This is a genomic window from Ciceribacter sichuanensis, assembly GCF_024055605.1.
GTDB lineage: Bacteria > Pseudomonadota > Alphaproteobacteria > Rhizobiales > Rhizobiaceae > Allorhizobium > Allorhizobium sichuanense.
In genome coordinates this window covers 398,173-423,849 of sequence record NZ_JAMXLX010000004.1, presented here as the reverse complement: position 1 = coordinate 423,849, position 25,677 = coordinate 398,173, and the positions used below count along the sequence as shown (strand labels likewise).

The 25,677-nt window shown below is 61.1% G+C and carries 25 protein-coding genes, 1 tRNA gene and 1 riboswitch; of the genes, 12 read left to right on the top strand and 14 right to left on the bottom strand.

What is annotated here, in order from left to right; genetic code table 11:
* Positions 1-62: 62 nt before the first annotated feature.
* The 5 genes from NBH21_RS15225 to NBH21_RS15205 all read left to right on the top strand — a co-directional run bounded on the left by NBH21_RS15225 (position 63) and on the right by NBH21_RS15205 (position 3,349).
* A complete protein-coding gene (locus NBH21_RS15225; RefSeq protein WP_425340425.1) occupies positions 63-494 on the top strand; it encodes a hypothetical protein in 432 nt (143 codons plus the stop codon).
* An 86-nt stretch (positions 495-580) separates the two neighbouring features.
* Positions 581-1,228 (top strand): response regulator, encoded by a 648-nt coding sequence (locus NBH21_RS15220; RefSeq protein WP_099056556.1) that lies wholly within the window; start codon positions 581-583, stop codon positions 1,226-1,228.
* Between the two features lie 139 nt (positions 1,229-1,367).
* Positions 1,368-2,024, top strand: coding sequence for a helix-turn-helix transcriptional regulator (locus tag NBH21_RS15215; RefSeq protein WP_250913871.1), 657 nt, complete (start codon positions 1,368-1,370; stop codon positions 2,022-2,024).
* Positions 2,025-2,036: 12 nt separating this feature from the next.
* A complete protein-coding gene (locus tag NBH21_RS15210; RefSeq protein WP_250913872.1) occupies positions 2,037-2,762 on the top strand; it encodes a thermonuclease family protein in 726 nt (241 codons plus the stop codon).
* Between the two features lie 173 nt (positions 2,763-2,935).
* Positions 2,936-3,349 carry a tellurite resistance TerB family protein gene (locus NBH21_RS15205; protein ID WP_250913873.1) on the top strand — a complete coding sequence of 138 codons (414 nt, stop codon included), beginning with the start codon at positions 2,936-2,938 and terminating at the stop codon, positions 3,347-3,349.
* Between the two features lie 28 nt (positions 3,350-3,377).
* On the opposite strand, the gene NBH21_RS15200 is transcribed toward NBH21_RS15205, so the two are convergent.
* Positions 3,378-4,253, bottom strand: a complete 876-nt coding sequence (locus NBH21_RS15200) for a transporter substrate-binding domain-containing protein (RefSeq protein WP_425340424.1) — start codon at positions 4,251-4,253, stop codon at positions 3,378-3,380.
* Positions 4,254-4,311: 58 nt separating this feature from the next.
* Between NBH21_RS15200 and NBH21_RS15195 the strand changes: the two genes are divergently transcribed.
* Complete coding sequence (locus tag NBH21_RS15195; RefSeq protein ID WP_250913875.1) at positions 4,312-6,285, top strand: glycosyltransferase family 2 protein; 1,974 nt, start codon at positions 4,312-4,314, stop codon at positions 6,283-6,285.
* An 87-nt stretch (positions 6,286-6,372) separates the two neighbouring features.
* The gene (locus NBH21_RS15190) at positions 6,373-7,593 is read left to right on the top strand and encodes an MFS transporter (protein WP_250913876.1); all 1,221 of its coding nucleotides are present in this window, start codon (positions 6,373-6,375) and stop codon (positions 7,591-7,593) included.
* Positions 7,594-7,597: 4 nt separating this feature from the next.
* On the opposite strand, the gene NBH21_RS15185 is transcribed toward NBH21_RS15190, so the two are convergent.
* Together NBH21_RS15185 and NBH21_RS15180 are read right to left on the bottom strand one after the other, a co-directional pair.
* Positions 7,598-7,671: transfer RNA gene (locus NBH21_RS15185), tRNA-Gly, on the bottom strand.
* A 167-nt stretch (positions 7,672-7,838) separates the two neighbouring features.
* On the bottom strand, positions 7,839-8,936 hold the full coding sequence (locus tag NBH21_RS15180; RefSeq protein WP_250913877.1) for a 2'-deoxycytidine 5'-triphosphate deaminase: 1,098 nt from the start codon (positions 8,934-8,936) through the stop codon (positions 7,839-7,841).
* Between the two features lie 73 nt (positions 8,937-9,009).
* Positions 9,010-9,088, top strand: a riboswitch (SAM riboswitch).
* Positions 9,089-9,133: 45 nt separating this feature from the next.
* Here NBH21_RS15180 and NBH21_RS15175 point away from each other — a divergent pair.
* Positions 9,134-10,318 carry an O-succinylhomoserine sulfhydrylase gene (locus NBH21_RS15175; RefSeq protein ID WP_250913878.1) on the top strand — a complete coding sequence of 395 codons (1,185 nt, stop codon included), beginning with the start codon at positions 9,134-9,136 and terminating at the stop codon, positions 10,316-10,318.
* A 204-nt stretch (positions 10,319-10,522) separates the two neighbouring features.
* Positions 10,523-10,915, top strand: a complete 393-nt coding sequence (gene apaG / locus NBH21_RS15170) for a Co2+/Mg2+ efflux protein ApaG (RefSeq protein WP_250913879.1) — start codon at positions 10,523-10,525, stop codon at positions 10,913-10,915.
* A 45-nt stretch (positions 10,916-10,960) separates the two neighbouring features.
* Here apaG and NBH21_RS15165 read toward each other — a convergent pair whose 3' ends face one another.
* From NBH21_RS15165 to NBH21_RS15155, 3 genes are all read right to left on the bottom strand, one after another.
* Entirely contained in the window at positions 10,961-11,950 is a 990-nt protein-coding gene (locus NBH21_RS15165; RefSeq protein ID WP_250913880.1) for an Hsp33 family molecular chaperone, read from the bottom strand.
* A 138-nt stretch (positions 11,951-12,088) separates the two neighbouring features.
* Positions 12,089-13,006: an ornithine carbamoyltransferase gene (argF, locus tag NBH21_RS15160; RefSeq protein ID WP_250913881.1), complete on the bottom strand. Its 918-nt coding sequence runs from the start codon at positions 13,004-13,006 to the stop codon at positions 12,089-12,091.
* 4 nt (positions 13,007-13,010) lie between these two features.
* On the bottom strand, positions 13,011-14,222 hold the full coding sequence (locus NBH21_RS15155) for an aspartate aminotransferase family protein (RefSeq protein ID WP_250913882.1): 1,212 nt from the start codon (positions 14,220-14,222) through the stop codon (positions 13,011-13,013).
* On the opposite strand from NBH21_RS15155, the gene NBH21_RS15150 reads away from it, so the two are divergent.
* Positions 14,221-14,526: a hypothetical protein gene (locus tag NBH21_RS15150; protein ID WP_250913883.1), complete on the top strand. Its 306-nt coding sequence runs from the start codon at positions 14,221-14,223 to the stop codon at positions 14,524-14,526. The genes NBH21_RS15155 and NBH21_RS15150 overlap by 2 nt on opposite strands.
* Positions 14,527-14,661: 135 nt before the next feature.
* Positions 14,662-15,192, top strand: a complete 531-nt coding sequence (locus tag NBH21_RS15145; RefSeq protein WP_250913884.1) for a GcrA family cell cycle regulator — start codon at positions 14,662-14,664, stop codon at positions 15,190-15,192.
* A 92-nt stretch (positions 15,193-15,284) separates the two neighbouring features.
* Here NBH21_RS15145 and phoB read toward each other — a convergent pair whose 3' ends face one another.
* From phoB to phoR, 7 genes are all read right to left on the bottom strand, one after another.
* Entirely contained in the window at positions 15,285-15,968 is a 684-nt protein-coding gene (gene phoB / locus NBH21_RS15140; RefSeq protein ID WP_112827844.1) for a phosphate regulon transcriptional regulator PhoB, read from the bottom strand.
* 33 nt (positions 15,969-16,001) lie between these two features.
* Positions 16,002-16,715: a phosphate signaling complex protein PhoU gene (gene phoU, locus NBH21_RS15135; RefSeq protein ID WP_250913885.1), complete on the bottom strand. Its 714-nt coding sequence runs from the start codon at positions 16,713-16,715 to the stop codon at positions 16,002-16,004.
* Between the two features lie 47 nt (positions 16,716-16,762).
* Positions 16,763-17,578 carry a phosphate ABC transporter ATP-binding protein PstB gene (gene pstB / locus NBH21_RS15130; RefSeq protein WP_250913886.1) on the bottom strand — a complete coding sequence of 272 codons (816 nt, stop codon included), beginning with the start codon at positions 17,576-17,578 and terminating at the stop codon, positions 16,763-16,765.
* Positions 17,579-17,591: 13 nt separating this feature from the next.
* Complete coding sequence (pstA, locus tag NBH21_RS15125) at positions 17,592-18,920, bottom strand: phosphate ABC transporter permease PstA (RefSeq protein WP_250913887.1); 1,329 nt, start codon at positions 18,918-18,920, stop codon at positions 17,592-17,594.
* A complete protein-coding gene (pstC, locus tag NBH21_RS15120) occupies positions 18,917-20,404 on the bottom strand; it encodes a phosphate ABC transporter permease subunit PstC (RefSeq protein ID WP_250913888.1) in 1,488 nt (495 codons plus the stop codon). Before pstC ends, pstA begins: the two co-directional genes overlap by 4 nt.
* A gap of 172 nt (positions 20,405-20,576) precedes the next feature.
* Positions 20,577-21,602: a substrate-binding domain-containing protein gene (locus NBH21_RS15115; RefSeq protein WP_250913889.1), complete on the bottom strand. Its 1,026-nt coding sequence runs from the start codon at positions 21,600-21,602 to the stop codon at positions 20,577-20,579.
* 248 nt (positions 21,603-21,850) lie between these two features.
* Positions 21,851-23,077, bottom strand: a complete 1,227-nt coding sequence (gene phoR / locus NBH21_RS15110) for a phosphate regulon sensor histidine kinase PhoR (protein ID WP_250914248.1) — start codon at positions 23,075-23,077, stop codon at positions 21,851-21,853.
* 263 nt (positions 23,078-23,340) lie between these two features.
* Between phoR and ppk2 the strand changes: the two genes are divergently transcribed.
* Complete coding sequence (ppk2, locus tag NBH21_RS15105; protein ID WP_250913890.1) at positions 23,341-24,228, top strand: polyphosphate kinase 2; 888 nt, start codon at positions 23,341-23,343, stop codon at positions 24,226-24,228.
* Between the two features lie 16 nt (positions 24,229-24,244).
* Here the strand turns inward: ppk2 and NBH21_RS15100 are convergent, their stop codons facing one another.
* Positions 24,245-25,459, bottom strand: a complete 1,215-nt coding sequence (locus tag NBH21_RS15100; protein WP_250913891.1) for a hypothetical protein — start codon at positions 25,457-25,459, stop codon at positions 24,245-24,247.
* Positions 25,460-25,677: the final 218 nt, after the last annotated feature.

Below are 25,677 nucleotides of genomic sequence, written 5' to 3'. Positions count from 1 at the left end.
GGATTGTCCACGCCCATCGCCGGTTCATCCTCCGGCGGAGGGGCATTTCGGGAGAGACATGCATGAAACCCGTAACTCTGATGGCGGCCTCGTTGGTGAGCGTGATGGCCTGCAGCGCCATTCCAACCCTTGCCCAGGACGCAGATGCGAACCGGTTCTCGCTCGAAAAGACGGATTCGGGCTTTATCCGGCTCGACCGCAGGAACGGTGCACTGACCCTCTGTCAAGAAAAAGACGGCACGCTGACCTGCCGAATGGCCGCCGACGAACGCGCGGCCTATGAGGAGGAACTGGATCGCCTGGAAAAGCGGGTCGCAGCGCTCGAGAAGAAGCAGGGAGAAGGTCAACCGCTTGCAAGATCAGGCGAAAACCTGCCATCCGACGAGGAGGTCGAACGCTCGATCGGCATCATGGAACGCTTCATGCGCTCCTTCTTCGGGTTGGTCGAGGAGTTCAAACAACGGGAAGAGAATAGTCCGCCGAACAAAACATAGACCATTGTATATATTCACAGCAGCGGCTAAAAGAAACACATCCGCCCGCGCGGCTGAAGGACTTTGCTCTTGGGAGGGGGCTCGGCATGACAGCATCCACTTTCATCATTGCAGACGACCATCCGCTCTTCCGCGGTGCCCTTCGGCAGGCCGTCAGCGGCTTTGACGGCGAACAGGCCATCATCGAGGCCGGTGACTTCGAGGCCGCCCGCAAGGCTGCGTCCGCTCACCCCGAAGCCGACCTCCTGCTGCTCGATCTGGCCATGCCCGGCGTCTCCGGCTTTTCCGGCCTGATGGCGTTGCGTGCCGAATTCGCCAGCCTGCCGATCGTCATCGTATCTGCCTCCGACGACCCGACCACCATCCGCCGCGCGCTGGAACTCGGGGCCTCCGGCTTCATTTCGAAATCCTCGGGCATCGACGACATCCGCGCCGCGATCCAGGCCGTTCTGGAAGGCGACATCTGGACACCGAAATTCTATCATGGCGGGCAGGAGCAGGATCCTGATGTCGCCGATCTCATCAATCGCCTGCGCACGCTGACCCCGCAGCAGAGCCGCGTTCTGGGCATGCTCGGCGAGGGCCTGCTCAACAAGCAGATCGCCTATGAACTCGGCGTTTCGGAAGCCACCATCAAGGCCCATGTCTCCGCGATCCTCCTGAAGCTCAAGGTCGACAGCCGCACGCAGGCGGTCATCCAGCTTGGCAAGATCAACATGGCGATGGTCGCCTGATAAGGCATCACATAGCCAGAGAGGATTTTATTCCTCTTTTAATCTTTACTCCCGGAACAGGCTCCGCTAGAGTCGCCGCCAGCGCCCGGGTCAGAAGGATCTTTCAAGGATCACCGCCGGGCTTGGAGCATGGGCGACAATGCTTTCGCACGACAGGATCTGGGCCGCGATCGACCGGCTTGCCGAACGCCATCAGCTGACACCTTCCGGACTGGCGCGCCGCGCCGGGCTTGATCCCACGTCGTTCAACAAGTCCAAACGGATTGCGTCTGATGGACGCATGCGCTGGCCTTCGACGGAATCGATCTCCAAGGTGCTCGACGCCACCGGTTCCAGCATCGATCAGTTCATGAGCTATATCCAGGGTGACAGCAGCGTTCCGAACGGATCGTTCCCGCCACAGGCCGGATCGATCCCCCTGCTGGGCTTTGCCCAAGCAGGCTCCGGCGGCTTTTTCGACGACGGCGGGTTTCCGGCCGGTCAGGGCTGGGATCTGGTTGAGTTCCCCGCCACTCCGGGCCTGAAATCCGGTGTCTACGCGCTCGAGGTACAGGGCGATAGCATGAAGCCGCTCTACCGGGATGGCGACGTGCTGATCGTCGAGCCGGGCGCTCAGGTGCGCCGCGGCGACCGGGTGGTGGTGAAGACGCGCGAGGGTGAGGTGATGGCCAAGGTGCTTGCCCGCCAGAGCGCAAAAGCGATCGAACTCGTCTCGCTCAACCCCGAGCACCCGAACCGCAATCTCGACATGGCAGACGTCGAGTGGATCGCCCGCATCATCTGGGCCAGTCAATAGGAATTACGACCTATGCGATCAGCGTCCACGCTCGTTATCGGCATTGCAGGTCTCGCAATCTGGGGAATTGCGGTGGTGGCGGGCGCCCGCAGCGTCAGCACCGGCGAAGAGACGGCCGCCGACTTCGACCCCTCGACCATGGAAACCATCGATATCACCGAGGTTCCGCCGGCCGCGACGCCGGAGGTTTCGGCGGAAGAGCCGGACCTGTCCGCGCCGGCAGATGTCGACGACGAACAGCCGTCATCAAGCCAGCCTGCAGAGACTGCGGCAGAAACGACCGGCGAGACCATCATCGCGCAGGCGGCCCCACAGCAGCCGGCCACGGCACAGACGCAACCGCCCGACGGCGGTCGCGAGGGCATAGACCTGCCCCGGCCGCAGACCTCGGGCGCCGGCATCCTGACCTTCGGGGAAAAGACCGTGAAACTTGCCGATATCGAACCCACGGATCCCGCCCGTACATGCACCGGCGCCGGCGGCACCCAATGGCCCTGCGGAATGCTTGCCCGGACCCAGCAGCGGCTGTTCATCAGAAACCGTACGGTCAACTGCGACATCGACAGCGCGGAGTGGCAGGGAACGCTTGAAGCCCATTGCCGGCTTGGAGAGATTGACCTTTCCTCCTGGCTTGCGGAAAATGGCTGGGTCGATACGCCGGAGGGTTCCCCGCTCCGGCCGCTCACGGAAAAAGCGCGCTCCTCGCGCCTCGGCCTGTTTGGCGGAGACCCGCGCTGACCATAGCGCGCGCTTCGATCCGATTGAAACAGGTCGGCGCTTTAAAGCTTTCTTTTTGAAGCATAATCTTATCGATCCTCGTTTCACTTCGGTCGGATTACGCTCTAAGACGAACTTGAAAGCGTCGCCCGCACTTCCTACTCTCGGTCAAAACAACGAGGATCTCCAAGCAGATGACAAATCGCGTAACGCCCCATGACGCCCTTATCTTCGTCATGGTGATGGCTTCAGCCGTCGACAATTCGATGAACGAGAAGGAGTTGCGCCGGATCGGCCAGTTGATCGACATCCTTCCGGTGTTCGAGGGTTTCGACAAGGAACGGCTGATCGAGGTTTCGCGGCACTGCGCGGAAATCCTCTCGGGGCAGGAAGGTCTCGATATCGCGCTTGAAACCATCAAGGACGCGCTGCCCCCGCAGACCTACCGCGCTGCCTACGCGCTCGCCGTCGAAATCATGGCCGTCGACCTTGCCGTCAAGCCGGAAGAGATCCGTCTTCTTCAATTGCTCAGGGACCGGTTCCACCTGGACAAGCTGACGTGCGCGGCAATCGAGCACTCCGCCGTTATTCGCTATCGTCCGCTCTGAACGCATTGCGATCGAGCGCGGCTCTGTCTCAGAACAGGCCGTAAGGGAAATATCGCAGATAGATCTCTTCCAGCCGACCGTCATGGGACAGGGCGGAAAGCGCGCTGTCGATCGCCTGAACCAGAGTGGCATCGTCCTTCTTGACCATGATGGTCAGGCCTTCTCCGAGGAAGCGCTCGGACAGATAGGGGCCATCGAAGATAGCGCAACAACCGGCCGATGCTTCACCCGAGGCCCAGAAGGAAAGCTGGAGACCGTCGGCGAATACGGCGTCGACCTTCTTCTGCTTCAGGTCCTCCAGCATGGCGGCCCTGTCGGCAAAACCGACGGCGCGGATGTCAGGGAAGAAGGATTTCAGCATGGCCTCATAGGCCGTACCGGTGAGAACTCCCACTGGACGGCCGAAGAGGGCGCGGGCATCGTCGCCGGCAAGCTCCGCCTGCTTGTTACGGACGAACCGCGCCGGCAGCATCATGTAAGGGCGCGAGAAAGCAAAGCGCTGACGCACCCGGTCCGTGACTGCAACACCGGCAATCACCGCTTCACCCTGATCACCCGCCAGCGCGGTCTCAAGCTCCGCATAGGGCAAGGCCTGGATCTGGCACCTGTTCTCGATACCGAGTTCGACGCAGATGGCGCGGGCAAGCTCCACATGGAAGCCGGCCAGCCGACCGGTCTGGTCGGTGAAATTGAAGGGTGGGAAATCCGTCGTCGTGAGAAAGCGCAGCCGCAGCAATGTCGAGAGATCCGGGCGAACGAGCCTCTCCCGCACATCGAACATGACGGGCATATCATCGGCCCGGGGCGAAGCCGGCACGCAAAACACGGAAAGAAACGCCAGAACACACGAAAAGGCGAAGCGGAACCCCCTGAAATCCGGGGATGAAAACGTAACGTGTTTCATTATCATGCCGATCCAGGGGAATGTGGGGCGTCATCACGTATGACGATGTAACAGAGTCATGCAGATCGGGGAATACGGCAGTCCGGAGCACACGGCCGCCAAAGCGGCGTTGCGTGAAAAATCCGAAAACCTTGCAACGACGGATGGCGGCGCCGGAGGCTTGTCCTCACTGCAGGCAGAGGCGCTCATCCTGAAATCACTGGGCTTCGCGAAGCCGTTGATTGCGCGAATGGGCCGCGCAGCCCTTGCGAACGCCACGACGATCGAACGGGAATTGCTGACCAGCGGCCATGTGCGCGAGGAGGCCTATTACGAAGCCCTGGCCCGGCTGCTCGGGCTGCCCTTCGTCGAGACCATTCCCGAAACAGCGGTCGTCGATCATCGCGGTCTCGACAGCCAGCTGAAGCGCCCCTGCACGATCCGCCTGCACGATGCGAGCCGACCGCCGGTGACGCTGATTGCTCCTGAAGCCAAACGCGTGGACCACCTGATCGAGCGCCTCCAACGCTTTCCGACACTGCGAAACGCGCTGGCGATCGCCACACCATCGGCGATCCGGGCGGCCGCTTGGAAAGCCGGTTCGGAACGGCGGGTGGAGAGAACCGTCAATCACCTCTTCGAAGAACAGCCCCGGCATTCGGCCCGCATCGTCATGACGGGACGGCAGGGCTTTTTCGCCGGAACCCTGCTCAGCCTCGCCATTGCGTTCTTCCTGCTTCTGCCGGAAGAGGCCGTACTGACAACCCATATCGTCCTGTCCCTGCTCTATCTTGCGGCGTTGCAGCTTCGTCTTGCGGCTCTGGTCCATGGCAACAGTCGGAAGAGCCATCTGCCCGCCAACCAGTCGGATGGCGAATTGCCCGTCTATACGGTGCTCGTCGCGCTCTACAGGGAGCAGGACGTCGTGCCGCAACTTCTCGCGGCGTTAGATCGCCTCGATTGGCCGCGGTCCCGGCTGGACATCAAGCTGGTGTGCGAAGCCGATGACGAAGCGACGATATCGGCCATCCGGGCGTTTGCACCCGGTCCGCATATCGAGATCGTCGAAGTGCCGCCCATGGCGCCGCGCACCAAGCCGAAGGCACTCACCTATGCGCTTGCCGGCGCGCGGGGTTCCTATGTCGCGGTTTACGACGCGGAAGACCGGCCGCATCCCGGCCAATTGCGGGAAGCCCACGCCAGATTTCTCGCGGCACCGCCGGAAGTCGCCTGCCTGCAGGCTCCGCTCATCATTACCAACATTGAACAATCCTATACGAGCGCACTGTTTGCGCTCGAATATTCGGCACTCTTCCGGCGATTGCTGCCCGTTCTCTCCCATTACCGGATGCCGCTGCCGCTCGGCGGCACATCGAACCATTTCCGTACCGGCCCGCTTATCGAAGTCGGCGCCTGGGATCCGTTCAACGTCACGGAAGATGCCGACCTCGGCATGCGGCTCTACCGGCAGGGTTATCGTTCGGAAACCATGCGCCGCCAGACCTTGGAGGATGCGCCGACCACCACGCGTATCTGGCTCGGCCAGCGGACTCGCTGGTTCAAGGGCTGGCTGCAGACATGGCTGGTGCTGATGCGCGAGCCCGTGAAAACGGCCCGTGAGATGGGTGTCGTGGCCTTCTTTGTCGTCCAGTTGATGGTTGGCGGAATGCTGATCTCGTCGCTCGCTCACCCCGCCATCATCATCTTTCTCGCTTCGTCGGCCATTGCCATGATGCAAAGCCCGGCAGAAAATATAGGCCTGCTACAGGCCGTGCTCTTCTCGATCGACTTCATCAACATCTTCGGCAGCTACGCGGCCTTCCTCGCACTTGGAGCCGCTGCAATGACCGAGCATGAGAAGAAGCTGATCGGCCGGCGCTGGGCCGGCGTCCCGTTTTACTGGGTCATGACGTCCGTCGCTGCATGGCGCGCGGTGTTCGAGCTCCGCTCCCGCCCTTTCTTCTGGAACAAGACCCCGCACAAGCCTGCCGCACTCTCGTTGTTACCGGCAACAACTTTACCTGCTGCGAACACACACCCTCAGACCGCTTGACGATAGCGGGCGAATCCCGAACATCTGCGAGGCCTTCGCCATCGATGCAGCGGGTATCGATGCAGGGATGAGCAGGAGCCTCTGGGGATGGGAGACAAGGGCACGGCAATCGCTGCATGGCGCAGGGTGCCACGCAGCATCTGGGCCATCGGCTTCGTCTCCTTCTTCATGGACATCTCCTCGGAAATGATCCATGCGCTACTGCCGCTTTACATGGTCGGCGTTCTCGGCACATCGACACTCGCGGTCGGCATTATCGAAGGCATCGCAGAAGCGACCGCCGCCATCACCAAGGTCTTCTCCGGCGCCCTGAGCGACTGGCTTGGCAAGCGCAAGATGCTTATGGCGCTGGGCTACGGGGTCGCGGCCCTGACCAAGCCGATCTTTCCGCTCGCGCCTCATGTCGGCTTTCTCGTAGCAGCCCGCTTCGTCGACCGCATGGGCAAGGGTATTCGTGGGGCGCCGCGCGATGCCCTGATTACCGACATAACTCCACCCGACCTGCGCGGTGCAGCCTTCGGCCTCCGGCAATCGCTTGACACGGCCGGAGCATTGCTCGGCCCCCTGCTTGCTATCCTTTTCATGGCGCTGTTCTCCGAGAACTTCACGCTTGTTTTCTGGATCGCCGTGGTTCCGGCCTTTCTTTCCGCAGGGCTGGCGATCTTTGCGGTCGAAGACCCGAAGCACGATGGTGACCAACACAAGGTTCGTACTCCACTCAGCCGCAAGGAACTCGCCAAGCTCGGAGCGACCTACTGGTGGGTGGTGATCGTCGGATCGGCCTTCACGCTGGCGCGATTCAGCGAGGCCTTCCTCGTGCTCAAGGCGCAAGATATCGGCCTTTCGATCGCGCTTGTGCCATCGATCATGGTGGTCATGAACGTCGCCTACTTCCTGTCCGCCTATCCCGTCGGCGCGCTTTCCGACAGGATGAACCGGCTGTCGCTGCTCATAACAGGCCTCCTTCTCTTGCTTGCAGCCGATCTGGTGCTTGCTTTTGCTTCCGGCCTCGTCGGCCTAGTCATAGGGGCCACGCTCTGGGGCCTGCACATGGGGTTCACGCAGGGACTGCTCGCAACGCTGGTCGCGGACACCGCACCGCCAACATTGCGGGGCACGGCTTTCGGCATGTTCAATCTGGTGACCGGGGTAGCGCTTCTCATCGCCAGCGTGATCGCCGGAGCCTTATGGGACAGCATCGGCCCCACCAGCACCTTCATCGGCGGTGCCATTTTCACGTTGCTGACGCTTCTCGGCCTGCTGCCGCTCCGGCACAGGATCGGCATGACCCACAAAAACAGGAAATGAAAGCTGGAGCGGGTGAAGGGAATCGAACCCTCGTATTCAGCTTGGGAAGCTGCTGCTCTACCATTGAGCTACACCCGCGACGGCCCGCACAGTTCCAACAGTTGCCGCGTCATGTCAAGAGTGAAACCCGCGGGGGCACTAACTCGCAGGCGCCACAGGACAAGGTGACTGAAGAGCAACGGCAGATTGCCGACGGTTTGCTAGCATTTCGCCGAGAAGCGGCCATCATGCGCTCCCAGGGACGCTCAGCCCCGGCGGAAGTGCTTGGATAGCTTGAGGCCCTGGGCCTGATAGTTGGAGCCGACGCCTGCACCATAAAGTCCCTGCGGGTACTCCTGCATATGCTCATACACAAGGCGGCCGATCACCTGACCGTGCTCGAGAATGAAGGGCACTTCATGGCTGCGCACCTCGAGCACCGCCCGGCTGCCGGAACCACCTGCCGCCGCATGGCCGAAGCCGGGATCGAAGAAACCTGCGTAATGCACGCGGAATTCACCGACCAGCGGGTCATAGGGCGTCATCTCGGCCGCATAGAGCGGCGGGACGTGAACCGCCTCGTTCGAAACGAGGATGTAGAATTCATCCGGATCCAGGATCAGTTCGTTGCCGCCGCGGCTATAGAGCGGTTCCCAGAAATCCAGGATGTCATGGGCATCCTTGCGATCGACATCGATGACGGCGGTGTGATGCTTGCCGCGATAACCGATCAGGCCGTCGCTGCCCGAACCCTTGAGATCGATGGAAAGCGCGATGCCGCCGCCGGAAACGTTGGGGGCATCGCTCGCGACCAGGGTTTCAGCGGCGTGCAGGCTGAGAAGATCCGTCTCGTTGAGCAACGCATGGCCGGTGCGGAAACGGATCTGCGACAGGCGCGAGCCGCGCCGAACGATGATGGGGAACGTCCTGGGGCTGATCTCCAGATAGAGCTGCCCCCGGTAGCCCGTGGGCACCTTGTCGAACTCCTGGGCATGGTCAACCATCACGCGGGTAAAGATATCGAGCCGGCCGGTCGAGCTCTTCGGGTTCGCCGACGCCGAAATCTCTTCCGGAAGATCGAGGCTCTCCATCAGGGGCACTATGTAGACGCAGCCCGTCTCGAGAACCGCCCCTTCCCGCAGGTCGATTTCGTGGAGGGTCAGCCGCTCGAGCTTTTCGGCGACCGTATGGGCGCGGCCCGGCATGAAGCTCGCGCGCACGCGCATGGCCTTGGAGCCGAGACGCAGATCGAGGCTCGCCGGCTGGATCTGGTCCCCGTCAAGCGCGACCTCGCTTTTCAGCCGACCTTCCGCGAACAATGCGCCGATGGCGCGATCCGCCAAAATCCCCGATTTCCTATCCATTCTACCCATCCTTTTCGGAGCCGACAAAAGCAAACCCAAGGAATTGACGCAAGCCCGAGATAGGCGTAATGCAGCCTTATCCCGTGGTGATTTGGCCGGTCGGCTTGCAGCCACGTTAAACAAGTGGCTAAAGAGACCGGGGTGAAACCGGTCTGCTTATCGCGGCCGGTTTTTTTGTTTTTGAAAGGCGCAATGGCATGAGCAAGAACTGGCGTCCGGCAACCCAGCTGGTACATGGCGGCACCCTCCGTTCACAGTTCGGCGAAACCTCAGAGGCGATCTATCTCACCCAGGGCTTCGTCTACGAAACGGCGGAATCGGCGGAAGCCCGCTTCAAGGGCGAGACCGACGGCTTCATCTACGCCCGATACGGCAGCCCGACCAACGACATGTTCGAAAGGCGCATGTGCCTGCTCGAAGGCGCCGAAGAAGCCCGCGCCACCGCCTCCGGCATGGCCGCCGTCGCTGGCGCCATCCTCTGCCAGCTCAAGTCCGGCGACCACATCGTTGCAGCCCGCGCCCTGTTCGGCTCCTGCCGCTGGGTCATAGAAACGCTTGCCCCCAAATACGGCATCGAATGCACGCTGGTCGACGGGCGCTTCTTGGAAAACTGGGAAAAAGCGATTCGTCCCAACACCAAGGTCATGTTCCTCGAAAGCCCGACCAACCCAACACTCGAAGTGGTCGACATCGCCGGCGTGGCAAAGCTTGCCAACCAGATCGGCGCCAAGGTCGTGGTCGACAATGTGTTCGCAACGCCGCTCTTCCAGAAGCCGCTCGAACTCGGCGCTCACGTCGTCGTCTATTCGGCAACCAAGCATATCGACGGACAGGGGCGCTGCCTCGGCGGCGTGGTGCTTTCGAGCAAGGAATGGATCGAGGAGAACTTCCAGGACTATTTCCGCCACACCGGCCCGTCGATGTCGCCGTTCAACGCCTGGACGCTGCTGAAGGCTGTCGAGACGCTGCCGCTGCGCATCAACCAGCAGGCCCGCAACGCCGCCCGCATCGCCGACTTCCTGGCGGAGCAGAAGCAGATCGCCAAGGTCATCTATCCGGGCCGGGCCGACCACCCGCAGGCCGATATTGTCGCCAAGCAGATGAAGGGCGGCTCGACACTGGTTGCGCTTGAACTCAAGGGCGGCAAGGCCGCTGCCTTTGCTCTGCAGAATGCACTCGACGTCGTGAAGATCTCCAACAATCTGGGCGACGCCAAGAGCCTGATCACGCATCCGGCTACCACCACTCACAAGAACCTGACCGACGAGGCCCGTGCCGAACTCGGAATTTCGGGTGGAACGCTGCGTCTTTCCTGCGGCATTGAGGATACCGACGATCTTCTCGAAGACTTCGCACAAGCGCTGAAGTCGGTGCCGGCCTGAGCATTATCTCCGGCGGCTGACACAGCGCCAACGAGATATTTCCGGGCGGTTCCTGTGTATCCGCCCGGAACGGTTTCATGGCGCTACCGTTAGCCTTAATGGCGACACTTACGACAGCCGGTAACCTTTCCGGCATTATTGAATTCCAGAGCCGGGCCGCATGCTGTAAGCTATGGTAAGTGAGGCATTAAGAAGGTCTGGTGCATGTATCGCGCCCTGACACGAGATATAGAGGTCTGCGTGGAGCCGTATTATCTGGAGGAGCAATCCGATCCGGACGATAGCCGCTATGTCTGGGGCTATCGGATCGTGATCGCCAACCATTCCAAGATGTCAGTCCGCCTCACCCATCGCTACTGGCACATCACCGACCAGAACGGCCAAGTCGACGAGGTCAGCGGGCCGGGCGTCATCGGCGAACAACCCCGCCTTCGTCCCGGCGATACCTATGAATATTCCTCGGGCTGCCCGCTCGACACCCCGTCAGGTATGATGTTCGGTCATTACCGGATGGAGACGGATGACGGCGACGAATTCGACGTCGCCATCCCCGCGTTTTCTCTCGATGCGCCGGGCATGCAGCGCATCCTCAACTGAACCATACTTACCGCGACAGGCCGGCCCCGGAGGGCCTGACCGTTCTCAAACGTCGCGGACTTCTTCTGCCTCGTAGCGGTAAACTGTCGAGCAGAACTCGCAGGTGACGGTGATCTTACCGTCTTCCGTGCTGGCGGCGATGTCGTCGTCGGAGAACCCCTTCAGAACGCCCTTCACCTTTTCGCGCGAGCAGCTGCAGCGATCATAGACCGCCTGCGGATCGTAAACCCGGACACCCCGCTCGTGGAACAGGCGGAACAGGAGCCGTTCGATGCCGATCTGCGGGTCGGTGAGTTCGTCCGCATCGATCGTATCGACCAGCATGCGGGCTTCCGACCACGTATCGTCCTCGGCAAAGGTCTGCTCGCCATCGTCACCATCGCCTCCGTGCAGGTCGGGATGGCGCATGCGCTCCGGCGCATCGGGCAGGAACTGGGCGATCACACCACCGGCCCGCCAGCCGCGCCGCGGCCGACCTTCCTCGTCACGATCGAAAAGCTCGGCCACGCCGAGGCGAACGCGGGTCGGGATCTGCTCCGACTGGCGGAAATAGACGCCGGCAATGTCCTCAAGCGAGGCGCCGTCCAGCGGCACAATGCCCTGATAGGGCTGCATGAAGTTGCCCTGGTCGATGGTGAAGGCCAGAATGCCGTTGCCGAGAAGCTCCTGCGGCGAAGTACGCCCGGCGGCTACGGCTTCCGCAAGCGCTTCTTCGTCGAACCGGGCATAGGCACGCAGGTTCTCCGGCGTCGAAAAATCAGCAACCAGAAGATCGACAGGACCATCGCCCTTTGTCTGGACGACGAACTTGCCTTCAAATTTCAGCGAAGTCCCGATCAGGACCGTGAGCACGATCGCCTCTGCAAGCAGGCGCGCCACCGGCTGCGGATAGTCATGTCGTCCGAGAATGGTATCGAGCAACGGACCGAGCTGGACGGCTCGGCCGCGCACATCGAGCCCCTCCACCTGGAAGGGGACAACACAATCGTCTCCGGCGAAACCGAATTCGCCGAGTTCGGCAGGCCTGCTTTGCATGTCATGAACTCCTGGCGCCGAAGCGCATAAAGATGCAGGGCGAACGCCCCATTTTCCGCACAAATGGGGTCGTTCTGCAACAAGGTCAAGCGAATGCCGGGACAATCGCCGCTGGCGGCGATCCGACACGGGATGCGATCAGATGGCGCCGAGGCACCAGGCAAGGATTGCTTTCTGGGCATGAAGACGGTTTTCCGCCTCATCGAACACCACGGATTGCGGGCCGTCGATCACGTCGTCGGTCACTTCCTCGCCGCGATGGGCCGGCAGGCAATGCATGAACAGAGCATCGGCCGAGGCGCGCTTCATCAGAGGACCATTGACCTGGAAAGGCTGGAAGACATTGTGCCCCCGCGCCTTGTGCTCCTGGTTCATGGAAATCCAGGTGTCGGTGATGACGGCATCGGCGCCATCGACGGCACGCTCCGCGTCATGGCACAGCATGACTTCGCCACCATTGTTGCGAGCCCAGTTCATGAACCTGTCGTCCGGCTCGGAACCGAGCGGAACCGCCATGTTCATGCGGTAGCCGAAGCGGGCGGAACCCTCTACGAGAGAGTGGAGCACGTTGTTGCCGTCACCCGTCCAGGCCAGCGTCTTGCCCTTGATCGGTCCGCGATGCTCCTCAAAGGTCATCACGTCAGCCATGATCTGGCAGGGATGCGTGCTGTCCGTCAGCGCATTGATGACCGGGACGGTTGCATGCTCCGCCATTTCCAGGAGTCGCGAATGGTCAGTCGTGCGGATCATGATCGCGTCGACATAGCGCGAGAGAACCTTGGCCGTATCGCCAATGGTTTCGGCGCGGCCGAGCTGCATTTCGGTGCCGGACAGGAAAAGCGTCTCGCCGCCAAGCTGACGCATGCCCACGTCGAAGGACACGCGCGTACGCGTCGACGGCTTTTCGAAAATCATCGCCAGCATCTTGCCGGCCAGCGGCTTGTCGGCGGTGCCTGCCTTCGTCGCCTGCTTGCGAGACTTCGCGTCCTCCATGATGAGACGCAGATCGGACGAACTGACCGCCGAGAGATCTAGGAAATGTTTTGGGGATGCCATGCTGTTACCTGCTTTCATTCCGGGCGGAAGTGTCGAGCGTTGCCTGAACCTTTTCGGCTGCAAGGCCGACACGGTTCAGACCTTCCCGGGCTTCCTCTGCCGTGGTGACCAGCGGCGGCAGGAGGCGAATGACGTTGTCGCCGGCTGGAACGCCGAGGATGTGTTCGTCGCGCATCGCCTGCAGCAATTCGCCGGAGGGTACCTTGGCCTTGATGCCAAGCATCAGGCCTTCGCCACGGATCTCCTCAATGACATCGGGGAACCGGTCCTTGAGTTCGGCAAGGCCCTGGCGGAAGACGAGCGCCACATCGCGCACATGCTCGAGGAAGCCATCGGCAAGGATGACATCGAGCACGGCATTGCCAACCGCCATGGCAAGCGGGTTGCCGCCGTAGGTGGAGCCATGGGTGCCGGCCTTCATGCCGGAGGCTGCTTCCTCGGTCGCAAGGCAGGCACCGAGCGGGAAGCCACCGCCGATGCCCTTGGCCACGGCCATGATATCGGGCGTGATGCCAGACCATTCATAGGCAAACAGCTTGCCGGTACGACCGACGCCGCACTGGACCTCGTCGAAAATCAGCAGGAGGCCGTTATCGTCGCACAGCTTGCGCAATTCCTTGAGAAAGCCCGAAGGCGTCGGGCGAATGCCGCCCTCGCCCTGAACCGGCTCGATGAGGATGGCCGCCGTCTCCTCGGTGATCGCGGCCTTTACAGCATCCAGATCGCCGAAGGGCATCTGATCGAAACCCGGGGCCTTGGGACCGAAGCCTTCGAGATACTTGGCCTGACCGCCGGCGGCGATCGTTGCAAGCGTACGGCCGTGAAAGGCACCCTCGAACGTGATGATATGGAACCGTTCGCCATGCCCCTTCGAGAACTGGTAGCGGCGCGCCGTCTTGATGGCGCATTCGAGCGCTTCTGCACCTGAATTTGTGAAGAACACGCGATCAGCGAAGGTTGCCTCAGTGAGACGCTTGCCCAGCTTTTCCTGACCGGGGATCTCGTAGAGGTTCGACAGGTGCCAGACCTTGTCCGCCTGCTCGCGCAACGCACCAACCAGATGGGGATGCGCATGTCCGAGCGAATTCACGGCAACACCGGCCGCAAAATCGAGATATCGCTCTCCATTTTCCGTGATCAGCCACACGCCCTCGCCTCGCTCGAAACGCAGCGGCGCGCGCATGTATGTCTGATAGAGCGGAGAGGCCTCGGCCATGGCGGAAATCTCCTTTCGAAAGAGCATCTGTCTGTCTGGTGGGAGCCGGCTGCAAACTCGCACAGCCAAGCCCGAAAAATCAAAAATGCCGCCTTGCGGCGGCGGTGGCACTATCGACATTTCACCCATGCCTGTCAACGAAACACCGCAGAAAAGCGGAATTTTCGGCATGTCGGGAGACATCGGAGGCTTGCGCGGAACCATCGGGGAGATGAAACGCGCCGAGGTAGCAAGTTGGGGAAAACTCGGAAATCGATTCCCGATGATTCCGCCGACTCTTGTCACGGAGTCAGCCTCACACTAGGTTAACGTCAAATAAAGAAATTGCATGCGGCAGAAATAGTCACCGACAGTATCGAGGCGAATTTGTTTTGGAGTTTTCCGAAGCAACGGTGAGCGATTCTGCCAGCGCGAAATGATACCGGCGGAGAATAATGGCATGAACTGGACAGACGAGCGAGTGGAAAAGCTGAAACGGCTTTGGGCCGAAGGCTTGAGCGCGAGCCAGATTGCCGCGCAACTTGGCGGAGTGAGCCGCAACGCTGTTATCGGCAAGGTTCACCGTCTCAGCCTTCCGGGCCGAGCGAAGGCCGGCGGAAACGCCACGACCGCACGCACCGCCAAGCGCGCCCCGACTGCACCCCGGGCTCCGGCCTACGCACCGCGCGTCGCAACTCGCACGGTCACCCGGCCTGTCGGCGCCAACATGCTGAAGGAAGAGATCGAGATCGAAGGCATCGAGGAGATGGAAATCGCTCCGTCGACGTCGCGCAACGTGATCGTTCCGATCTCGCGTCGGCTGGCCCTGACGGAACTCACCGAGCGCACCTGCAAGTGGCCGATCGGCGATCCGATGAAGGACGACTTTCATTTCTGCGGTTGCGAGTCTTCCGACAGCTCTCCGTATTGCAGCTACCACGCAAAGCTGGCCTATCAGCCGGTTAGCGATCGGCGCAAGGCTGCCCGTTAAGGGCGGGCCATCTGCAGGCAGACACAGGAAATGCAAAACGGGCCTTTCGGCCCGTTTTTCGTTACCGACAGTGCTGTTTTCGAGACGAGCCGTCAGGCTTCCATGGAGTAGCCAGCGCCGCGAACGGTGCGGATGACATCCTGCATGTTAGAGAAGTTGAGTGCCTTGCGTAGGCGACCGACATGCACATCGACGGTACGCTCGTCCACGTAGATATCGTGGCCCCAGACGCCATCCAGAAGCTGGGAGCGCGAGAACACGCGACCAGGCGAGGCCATCAGGAATTCCAGCAGGCGGAATTCGGTCGGCCCGAGCCGGACTTCGCGGCTCTTGCGATGGACACGATGGGTCTCGCGATCCAGCTCGATGTCACCGCAACGCAGAACACTGGACAGGACCTCGGGACGCGCGCGGCGGAGCATGGCCTTGACGCGGGCCATGAGTTCCGGTGTGGAGAAGGGCTTGACGACATAGTCGTCAGCGCCCGTCGCCAGCCCGCGTACGCGCTCGCTTTCCTCACCACGTGCCGTCAGCATGATGATCGGCAGACGCTCGGTCTCCGGTCGCATGCGCAGCCTACGGCACAGCTCGATGCCGGAGACGCCGGGCAGCATCCAGTCGAGGATCAGCAGGTCGGGGACCCGTTCCTGCAGTCTCAGTTCAGCCTCGTCGCCACGAAGGATGGTCTCCACTTCGTAGCCTTCCGCCTCGAGATTGTAACGAAGAAGCACGCTCAGTGCTTCTTCATCTTCAACGACAGCAATCTTGGGCAACATCGACTTCGATTACCTCTCACAATGCCTTACGGTTCATTCGGCGATAGCGCCGACGGTAGACGTCAGGTCTTCCTTCGGGCGCTCGCCTTCCGGCTGGGCACCGGTCGCCATGTAGTAGATCGTTTCGGCGATGTTGGTGGCGTGGTCACCGATGCGCTCGATGTTCTTGGCGCAGAACAGGAGATGCGTGCAGCTGGTGATGTTGCGCGGATCTTCCATCATGTAGGTGAGAAGCTCGCGGAAGAGCGAGGTGTAGATGGCGTCGATTTCCTCGTCGCGATCGCGGATCGACTTGGCCTTTTCGGCCGAGCGCGTCGTGTAGACGTCGAGCACTTCCTTGAGCTGCACCAGGGCAAGCTCGGACAGGTGCTCGATGCCACGGGCGAGCTTGCGCGGCACGCCGGTGGCCTGCACGGCCATGACGCGCTTGGCATTGCTCTTGCCGAGGTCGCCGACGCGCTCCAGGTCGTTGGCGATGCGCAGTGCACCGATGATCTCGCGAAGGTCGGCTGCAACCGGCTGGCGGCGGGCAATCGTGACGATCGCCTTGTCGCCGATCTCGCGTTCGGCGGCATCCATGATGACGTCGTCGGAGATGACCTTCTGGGCAAGGGCGCCATCGGAATTGACGAGCGCACGGACGCTGTCGCCGACCATCTGTTCGGCAAGGCCGCCCATCTCGGAGATGCGGCGCATCAGGTACTTCAGTTCCTCGTCATAAGCCGAGTAGATATGCGATGAAGACATGTTCTTTGTATCCTTGAATTGGAAAATCGATCACCGGCGCGGTGACATCAGCCGAAACGGCCCATGATGTAGTCCTGCGTGCGCTGATCGTCCGGATTGGTGAACATCTTGTCGGTGTCGTTCTCCTCGACCAGAAGGCCGAGGTGGAACATGGCCGTGCGCTGGGAAACGCGAGCAGCCTGCTGCATGGAGTGCGTCACGATGACGATCGTGAAGTTGGACCGCAGCTCGTGGATCAGTTCCTCGACCTTGGCGGTGGCGATCGGGTCGAGCGCAGAACACGGTTCGTCCATCAGGATGACTTCCGGGCTGACGGCAACCGCGCGCGCGATGCACAGACGCTGCTGCTGACCGCCGGAGAGACCGGTGCCGGATTCCTGCAGGCGGTCCTTCACTTCGTTCCACAGGCCTGCCTTCTGAAGGCTGGTCTCGACGATCTGGTCGAGATCCGCCTTCGACTTGGCAAGGCCGTGGATGCGCGGGCCGTAGGAGATGTTCTCGTAGATCGACTTCGGGAACGGGTTCGGCTTCTGGAAAACCATACCGACGCGGGCGCGCAGCTCGACCACGTCAATGGACGGATCGTAGATATCCATCTCGTCGAGCGTGATCTTGCCGGTGACCCGGCAGCCGTCGATCGTGTCGTTCATGCGGTTAAGCGTCCTGAGAAAGGTCGACTTGCCGCAACCCGAGGGACCGATGAGCGCGGTCACCGTGTTCTCGCGAACGTTGAGGTTCACGTCGAAAAGCGCACGCTTCTCGCCGTAGTAGACCGACACGTCCTTGCCAATCATCTTGTAGTTCACATCGCTCATTTTCTGATCCAGCGCCTTTTCAACTGCTGATTCCGACATCATGTTCATGCCAATTCTCCCTCTACCAGCGCCGTTCGAAGCGCCGGCGCAACAGGATTGCGCCCACATTCATTACCAGAAGGAACAGGAGCAGGATGATGATCGCTCCCGAAGTACGTTCCACGAAAGCGCGTTCGGCCTCATTCGCCCACTGGTAGATCTGCACCGGCAGGGCGGTCGAAGGTTCGAGCGGGGTGCCCGGGTAGTTGGCAACGAAGGCCACCATGCCGATCAGCAGGAGCGGCGCCGTTTCGCCAAGAGCGTGCGCCAGACCGATGATCGTACCCGTCAGAATGCCGGGCATGGCGAGCGGCAGCACGTGATGGAAAACCGTCTGCATCTTCGAAGCACCGAGACCGAGGGCAGCAGCGCGGATCGACGGCGGCACGGCCTTGAGAGCAGCACGGGTGGCGATGATGATTGTCGGCAAGGTCATCAGCGTCAGGACGAGACCGCCGACGATCGAAGCCGAGCGTGGAAGACCCATGAAGTTGATGAACACCGCGAGACCGAGAAGACCGAACACGATCGAGGGAACGGCAGCAAGGTTGTTGATGTTCACTTCGATCAGGTCGGTGAAGCGGTTCTTCGGGGCGAACTCCTCGAGATAGATCGAGGCGGCGACACCGATCGGCAGTGCAAGCACCAGCACGATCAGCATCATGTAGGCGGAGCCGATGAGAGCAACGCCGACGCCGGCGGCTTCCGGACGGCTCGATGCACCATTGACGAAGATGCCGGTGTTGAAGTGGCCGGCAAGAGCGCCGCCTTCGGCGAGCTGGTTCATCCAGGCAACCTGCTGGTCGGAGACCTTGCGGTTCTGCTCGCCGACCGAGAGATCGATCTGCCCCTTATAGGCGGAGTCGATGCTGGCGCTGGCGAGCATCGTCACCGGAACGGTCTTTCCGATGATCGAGGGATCGGCGAGAACCATGTCACGCAGGGTTACGCGGACACCGTCGGACAGCATGTCCTGAACCGCGCGAGCCATGGCACGGTCACTTGTGTCGACACCGAGAGCCTTGGCTACCGCATCCCGGGCGAGAACCGGATAGTTCGCCATCTGCAGCACGTTTTGGTTCTCGGCCCGCTTGTTGTTCGGGTCGATGACCTTTTCCGAAAACTCGATCGGAACGGTGATCATCGTCTGTTCAAAGGCCGTGTAGCCCTTGGAAATGACCGAGAACAGCAGAAGGAACAGGAACAGCAGACCGAAGGCGATGGCGGCAATGCCATAGGCCCGGAACCGACGTTCTGCGGCATAGCGGCGCTTGATGCCGATGTCGCGGCGATTGTTGGCACCGGAAGCGCCGGCGACCGTCGTCGAAGCGGAGGTTACGACCTGGCTCATTCGTACTGCTCCCTGTATTTGCGCACAATGTAGAGCGCATAGATGTTGAGGCAAAGCGTAATCGCGAAGAGCGTGATGCCGAGCGCGAAGGCCACCAGCGTCTGCGGCGAGGTAAACTCAAGGTCGCCGGTGAGCTGGTTGACGATCTTGACGGTCACGGTGGTCATCGGCTCGAAAGGATTGAGTTGCATGCGGGCGGCAACGCCGGCTGCAAGCACTACAATCATGGTTTCGCCAATCGCGCGGGACGCCGTCATCAGCAAAGCACCGACGATGCCCGGCAGGGCGGCCGGCAGAATGACACGCTTTACCGTTTCGGAACGCGTGGCACCAAGGCCGAGCGAACCATCGCGCAGCGCGCGCGGTACTGCGGTGATGATATCGTCCGACAGCGAGGAAACGTAGGGGATCAGCATGATGCCCATGACGAAACCGGCGGTCAGAACGCTCTGCGCCTGGATGAAGTTCACGTAATTGCCCGTCGACAACCCGGCGAGTTGCGCCGAGATATCGCGCAGGAACGGACCGACGGTGGTCATGGCGAAGAAGCCGTAGACGATGGTCGGAATGCCCGCCAGCACTTCAAGCAGCGGCTTGACCACCGCGCGAACCGTCGGCGTGGCGTATTCGGCCATGTAGATCGCCGAAAACAGGCCGACCGGTACGGCAAACAACATGGCGACAAAGCCGATGTAAAGCGTGCCGAGAAGAAGCGGCAGCAGGCCGAACTGGCCGGACGAGTCCGTCGAGCCTGCAGCGGCGAAACGCGGATCCCAGACCGTTCCGAAGAAGAACTGCCAGGCCGGCACCATCCTGAAGAAGTGGATGGCCTCGGTCAGCATGGAAAGGACGATACCGACAGTCGTGAGGATCGCGATCGACGATGCGATGATCAGGCCTACGAGCATCATCTGCTCGACGCGGTTACGCGCCCGGAAGCGGGGAGCAATGAACCTCTGAGCCACAATCGCGCCGATCACGGAAACCGCCACCACCACGATGACCATGGCAAGGCGGTTGGTTCCTGCGAAGTCGACCATCGTGTCAGCCGCCGCCAGCATGTAGGGCTGGGGATCGTCGGCAATAGCGACGCCACGCTCTGCCAGCAATGCGCGGATCTCGGAGGGAGACGCAGTCTCGACCGCCGCACGACCGGCTTCGTCGAGTTGACGCAGACCATTGGCAATCGAGGAAATCATGCCGTAGTTGAGGTTGCGCGTTGCCTCGGGCAACGCCTGAACCTCTTCCGGATAGGTCGCGATGACGCGACTCTGGACCATCGCCGGCGTCACTGCGGACCAGACGGCCATCACCAGGAGCGCGGGCAAGATGGCCACAAGCGCAGCGAACGCGCCGTGATATCCATAACGGGAATGGAGGCTGTAGGGCTTGCCTGCAGCGAGACTTGAAGCTCTCGAAGAGCCGATCACATAGGCGATAATCCCTATGACGATCACTATCAGCAGCAGAAGAGATGTACTCATCGTCACTTCCCCGGACCTGCAGGCCTGGCCTGCCATGCATCCGTTGCTCGAAGTTTCACCTGATCACGACTTAAGAAATGGGGCTAAAAGCCAGGGCCGGAGCATTAGCGGGACGGCCGCAATATTCATGCAGGAAACCGGCGCGACGAAATCGTCGCGCCGGTAACATTGATTACTTGCCTTCGGCGAACTTGGCGCGAGCGGCGTCGCGCTCTGCATCCGGAGCCGGAACGAGGCCGTAGGCAGCCAGCGGGCCTTCCGGGCCAACCATCTGGTCGTCGAGGAAGAATTCGACGTATTCCTTCAGGCCCGGGATCACGCCAAGGTGAGCCTTCTTGACGTAGAAGTACAGCGGACGGGAAACCGGATATTCGCCGGAAGCCACGGTTTCAACGCTCGGCTTGATGCCGCTGATGGTGGCAACCTTCAGCTTGTCGGCGTTGTTTTCGTAGAAGGACAGGCCGAACACGCCGATAGCGGTCTTGTTGGCGTCGATGCGAGCGAGCGTTTCAGTGTAGTCGCCGTCGATATCCACAGCCTTGCCGTCCTTGCGAACTGCAACGCACTTCTTCGGAGCGGTCTTCTCGTCAACCAAGGTCTTGATGACGTCGAGGGCCTTGGTGTCCTTGCAGCCGTGGGTCATGATCTTCTCTTCGAAGACTTCACGGGTGCCGTGCTTTTCGCCCGGGATGAAAGCAGCGATTTCAGCGTCCGGCAGGTCCTTGTTGATTTCCGACCACTTCTTGTAGGGGTTGGCAACCAGCTTGCCGTCGACGACGACTTCAGCAGCCAGAGCCTGATACAGGTCGGACGGGGTCAGGGCGAGGTCCTTGTTGGAAGCATCGACAGCGAAGACGATACCGTCATAGCCAAACTTGACTTCCTGGAAGTCGGTTACGCCAGCAGCCTTACAAGCGGCAGCTTCGTCATCCTTGATCTTGCGCGAAGCGTTGGCGATATCGATGGTCTCAGGGCCGACGCCCTTGCAGAATTCCTTCAGACCAGCGCCGGTGCCGCCGGATTCGACGACCGGGGTCTTGAAGTTGGAGAAGGTCTCGCCGAAGGTTTCAGCGACGATCTTTGCGTACGGCAGAACGGTCGAGGAGCCGGCGATCTGGACCTGGTCGCGGGCAGCAGCGGCGCCAGCAAAGGCGACGGAGGCAACCAGAGCTGCAACCGAAAGCTTGAGGATGTTCATACAAAATCTCCCGTCAGTGGGCTTGTGTGTCGATGCGACCGCCAACGGCACTCATTGTCGTCGTGATCGGCAGGCCCTTATTAGCCCCTGTTCACTCACCCTTTTATGTCAGTTCGGTGAAACATTTATGACACACCAAATAATTGAAATTTAACAGAATTTTCCGACGACAGCAGCCATATGTGCAGGTTTTGTTACAAACACTGCAACATTTCAGCCGCCAGGAGAGGCCGGCGGCCAGAAACCCGTCAGAAGCGAACGGTGAACTCGGTCCCGACGCCTACGGCGGACTTGACGATCAGTCGCGCGCGATGCCGCGTCAGGATGTGCTTGACGATCGCAAGGCCCAGGCCGGTTCCCTTCTTGGAACGGCTGTCCGCCACGCTGACGCGATAGAACCTTTCCGTCAGTCGCGGGACGTGTTCGGCGGGAATGCCGGGGCCGAAATCCAGCACGCTGACCTCCACGGGGCCACCCGGCGGATTGCGGACATAGACATCGACGACGCCTCCCTCCTGTCCGTACTTGCAGGCGTTTTCGATGAGGTTCTCGAAAACCTGGACGAGTTCGTCGCGGTCGCCCAGAACCTCCGCCTTCTCCTCCGGCAGATGGAGGCAGATATCCACCTCAAGATCCTTGGCCAAGGGAGCGAGGGAATCCCGCACATGCCCGATCACCGGCACAAGGTCGACCTTCTGGTCGGGAGCGAGATGCGCCTTCAGTTCAAGCCGGGACAGCGACAGGAGGTCGTCCACGAGACGGCTCATCCGGTTGGCCTGATCGAGCATGATGGCGAGAAAGCGCTCCTGCGCTTTCGGATCGCCGCGTGCCGGCCCCTGCATCGTCTCGATGAACCCCCGCAGAGAAGCAAGCGGCGTGCGCAGCTCGTGGCTGGCATTGGCGACGAAGTCGCTACGCATGCGGTCCAGTCGCCTCAATTCGGAGATATCCCTGAACGACAGGAGAAAGAGAGCCTCGTCGCCTCTCTCTTCCAAAAGCGGCACAGGCGCGATGCGGACGATATAGACCCGTTCGGATGGTAGCCGTTCGGAATGCTCGATCTGGTTCGGCTCATCCGTGGCGATCGTCTCGCGCACCATGTCGAGAATGCTGGGAGAACGCCAACGCGCGGAAATATGCTGCCCCGGCGAAAGCTCGCCGAAAGCCTTTTGCGCCGAACGGTTCTGACCGCGCAGCATGCCGTCCCGGCCAATGACGAAGACCGGCAGGTCCAGCGCCTGCAGCGTTGACAGGATGGCGGGAAAGATCGGCTCTTGAGCCCGATCCGCAACCGGTTCCTGCGGGGCGACCGTCGGCGGCCCCGACTGTTCGTCGCTCTGCTGAACCAGAATGGCCAGAACGCACAAAACAAGGAGAATGACAGCGAATACGGGGTCGGCACCGGAGAGAAAAGCGGCCACGGAAATCAGAACCGCCGCCAGCAGATATGCCACGCCGGACCGAATCCGCCGCAGGAGCCTACGCCACTCGAATGAACCCTCTGCCACAAGAACCTCGCCTGATGGATGACTGACCGATCGTCAAACAGCCGTGATATCGCCGATTCATGACAGATCTATGCGAGGCTTGCCATCATTGCCCCCGGTTATCCCCATGCCTGACGGCGGCATGGGGCAACGCCGCGCATATTTCAGCAAGACCTTGAAACAGCGCGGCAAATATGCCCCCTTTGCAGGATTGAAAACGCTATCGTCGCAGAACCGGGAGTGGAAAGAACATGGAAACGGGACAGGAAAGCCGCGCCGTCACGCTCGTCATCGACGGGCAGAGCCGCATCTTCGACATCGACGACCCCAAACTACCCAAGTGGATCGATGATGAATCCCTCGCGTCCGGTGATTTTCCCTATGACAAGAAAATGGACGAAGAGCAGTACGAGGACGAACTGGAGAAGGTTCAGATCGAGTTGGTAAAGCTGCAGTTCTGGCAGCAGAAGACCGGCAAGCGGGTTATGGCCTTGCTTGAGGGGCGCGACGCCGCCGGCAAAGGTGGCACGATCCATGCCACGCTCGCCTATATGAACCCCCGTTCCGCCCGGGTCGTCGCCCTGACGAAACCGACCGAGACCGAGCGCGGCCAGTGGTATTTCCAGCGCTATGTCTCGCATTTCCCGACGAGCGGGGAATTCGTAATGTTCGACCGCTCCTGGTATAACCGGGCGGGCGTAGAACCCGTCATGGGCTTCTGCACCAAGGAACAGTACGAGGACTTCCTGAAACAGGCTCCGCGCGTCGAGAAACTGATCGAGCAGGACGGCATTCACTTCTTCAAGTTCTGGCTGAACATCGGCCGCAAGATGCAGCTCGAACGCTTTCACGACCGCCGGCATGATCCGCTGAAGCTCTGGAAGCTTTCCCCGATGGATATCGCCGCCCTCAACAAGTGGGACGACTACACCGAAAAGCGCGATCGCATGCTCAAGGAAACCCACACCGACTATGCGCCCTGGACCGTCGTCAAGGCAAACGACAAGCGCCGGGCTCGCCTCAACGTCATTCGTCACATCCTTCTGTCGATCGACTACGAGGGCAAGGATGAAGGCAAGATCGGCAAGATCGACCGCAAGATCATAGACTCCGGCCCGGACTTCCTGACGAAGAAGTAGCCCCGAGCGAGCGGCATCACTCTCCCGGCAGCACACGCACCGAGTAGAGATTGATGCCGCGCCCCGTACCGGCCAGATCGCCGTTCAGGACGAGACGGCCGGGAGTGCCGGGTGCCATGGCGCGCTCGAACGACACCCGGAACAGGGCGTCCGTTTTTTCGGGATTGGCCGTGAACCGATGACGGGCACAATCTCCCATCCGATCGAAATCACAGGATACCGAGATCTGGACCTGCTTATCGTCGGCCGACTGCAGGGTGAGCGCAATGGTCGAGGTGCGCCCCGCCATTTCCCTCAAAACCTCGGGCGGCACGGTGATTTCCACGCTGCCATCCGCGTCGCCGCTGCGCGACACCACGCGTACCGCAGTACCGTCGCTGGCGTTGACGACATCGACCAGAGCGTTGCTACGAGGGCGGATTGCGGAAATCTGCTTCGGCTCGAAAACCTCGATCCAGTCATCGGAGAAACCGCTGCGGGCATCGAGCGCCCTCGGCTCCTGGGTCTTCTGAGGCTCATCGAAATCCTCGGCTTCCGCATGGGGCGGAGGATTCGGTACGCTGGTATCCCGCTCGGCGGCAGTCATCAGGACACCTGAGGTGTAAATCCACCAGACTCCCATGCCGAGGAACGCAAGCAAGGTGAGAGAAATGAAGAGCCGAGAGTAGAAGCCGCGCCGCGGACGGCGGCGAACGACGGCTTCCGGGCGCACATCGAGCTTGAGGCCGTTGTCACGCCCCGACACTTCGCCGGCCCTGATTTCCGGTTCGGGCTCGATCCGATCGGACGGATCGTCGAGCCACGGATCGGCTTCCCGCGAAGGCGCTTCCACATCGAAGGAAGGCTCCGTGACAGTCCGCTCCTCCGTATGACGCGTTGCTGCGACATGAGACTCGGAGAAACTCGGCTCTTCACGCATGCCTCCGCGAGATGCCGGGGATATGGGCGCGGGCGAAGCCTGCACCGGCGCTGCCACCGGAACGGCAGGAGCCGGAACCGGCGGCGCAACCTGCATATCGATGCGGGCGCGCTCCTCAAGTTCGATGGCGTGAATGACCGTCTCCAGACGATGACGCTGGAAGGCAACGGTTTCCGGGTCGGTGACGTTCTGCTTGCGCAGTCCGCTTTCGAGCGCCTGGCGCGCCGATTGATAGATGCGGGCACGGGTTTCCGCATTGGTGCGATCCGACCGCTCGAGAGCGTTTCTGATGGCCGTTTCCAATCCGTTCACTGGCTATTCTGCTCCTTGAGGCGGTACGATGCCGCCAAGACCCGTTCTTAACGATTCGGTAACGGCTGCTTGACCGATCTGCAAGCCCTGCCCCTTCGCTTCCCACCGATACCTGGCAGAATTGGCGGACCAGAGAGCGTGGATAAAGAGAACAGAAGCCCTTTAACAATTATGCCACCCGCTCGCTTCAAGGATGACACGTCGTTGCGACGAATGCG

Coding starts and splice junctions, on each gene's coding strand:
- NBH21_RS15225 (WP_425340425.1), top strand. CDS start 63: ATGAAACCCGTAACTCTGATGGCGGCCTCGTTGGTGAGCGTGATGGCC.
- NBH21_RS15220 (WP_099056556.1), top strand. CDS start 581: ATGACAGCATCCACTTTCATCATTGCAGACGACCATCCGCTCTTCCGC.
- NBH21_RS15215 (WP_250913871.1), top strand. CDS start 1,368: ATGCTTTCGCACGACAGGATCTGGGCCGCGATCGACCGGCTTGCCGAA.
- NBH21_RS15210 (WP_250913872.1), top strand. CDS start 2,037: ATGCGATCAGCGTCCACGCTCGTTATCGGCATTGCAGGTCTCGCAATC.
- NBH21_RS15205 (WP_250913873.1), top strand. CDS start 2,936: ATGACAAATCGCGTAACGCCCCATGACGCCCTTATCTTCGTCATGGTG.
- NBH21_RS15200 (WP_425340424.1), bottom strand. CDS start 4,253: ATGAAACACGTTACGTTTTCATCCCCGGATTTCAGGGGGTTCCGCTTC.
- NBH21_RS15195 (WP_250913875.1), top strand. CDS start 4,312: ATGCAGATCGGGGAATACGGCAGTCCGGAGCACACGGCCGCCAAAGCG.
- NBH21_RS15190 (WP_250913876.1), top strand. CDS start 6,373: ATGGGAGACAAGGGCACGGCAATCGCTGCATGGCGCAGGGTGCCACGC.
- NBH21_RS15180 (WP_250913877.1), bottom strand. CDS start 8,936: ATGGATAGGAAATCGGGGATTTTGGCGGATCGCGCCATCGGCGCATTG.
- NBH21_RS15175 (WP_250913878.1), top strand. CDS start 9,134: ATGAGCAAGAACTGGCGTCCGGCAACCCAGCTGGTACATGGCGGCACC.
- apaG (WP_250913879.1), top strand. CDS start 10,523: ATGTATCGCGCCCTGACACGAGATATAGAGGTCTGCGTGGAGCCGTAT.
- NBH21_RS15165 (WP_250913880.1), bottom strand. CDS start 11,950: ATGCAAAGCAGGCCTGCCGAACTCGGCGAATTCGGTTTCGCCGGAGAC.
- argF (WP_250913881.1), bottom strand. CDS start 13,006: ATGGCATCCCCAAAACATTTCCTAGATCTCTCGGCGGTCAGTTCGTCC.
- NBH21_RS15150 (WP_250913883.1), top strand. CDS start 14,221: ATGGCGGAAATCTCCTTTCGAAAGAGCATCTGTCTGTCTGGTGGGAGC.
- NBH21_RS15155 (WP_250913882.1), bottom strand. CDS start 14,222: ATGGCCGAGGCCTCTCCGCTCTATCAGACATACATGCGCGCGCCGCTG.
- NBH21_RS15145 (WP_250913884.1), top strand. CDS start 14,662: ATGAACTGGACAGACGAGCGAGTGGAAAAGCTGAAACGGCTTTGGGCC.
- phoB (WP_112827844.1), bottom strand. CDS start 15,968: ATGTTGCCCAAGATTGCTGTCGTTGAAGATGAAGAAGCACTGAGCGTG.
- phoU (WP_250913885.1), bottom strand. CDS start 16,715: ATGTCTTCATCGCATATCTACTCGGCTTATGACGAGGAACTGAAGTAC.
- pstB (WP_250913886.1), bottom strand. CDS start 17,578: ATGAACATGATGTCGGAATCAGCAGTTGAAAAGGCGCTGGATCAGAAA.
- pstA (WP_250913887.1), bottom strand. CDS start 18,920: ATGAGCCAGGTCGTAACCTCCGCTTCGACGACGGTCGCCGGCGCTTCC.
- pstC (WP_250913888.1), bottom strand. CDS start 20,404: ATGAGTACATCTCTTCTGCTGCTGATAGTGATCGTCATAGGGATTATC.
- NBH21_RS15115 (WP_250913889.1), bottom strand. CDS start 21,602: ATGAACATCCTCAAGCTTTCGGTTGCAGCTCTGGTTGCCTCCGTCGCC.
- ppk2 (WP_250913890.1), top strand. CDS start 23,341: ATGGAAACGGGACAGGAAAGCCGCGCCGTCACGCTCGTCATCGACGGG.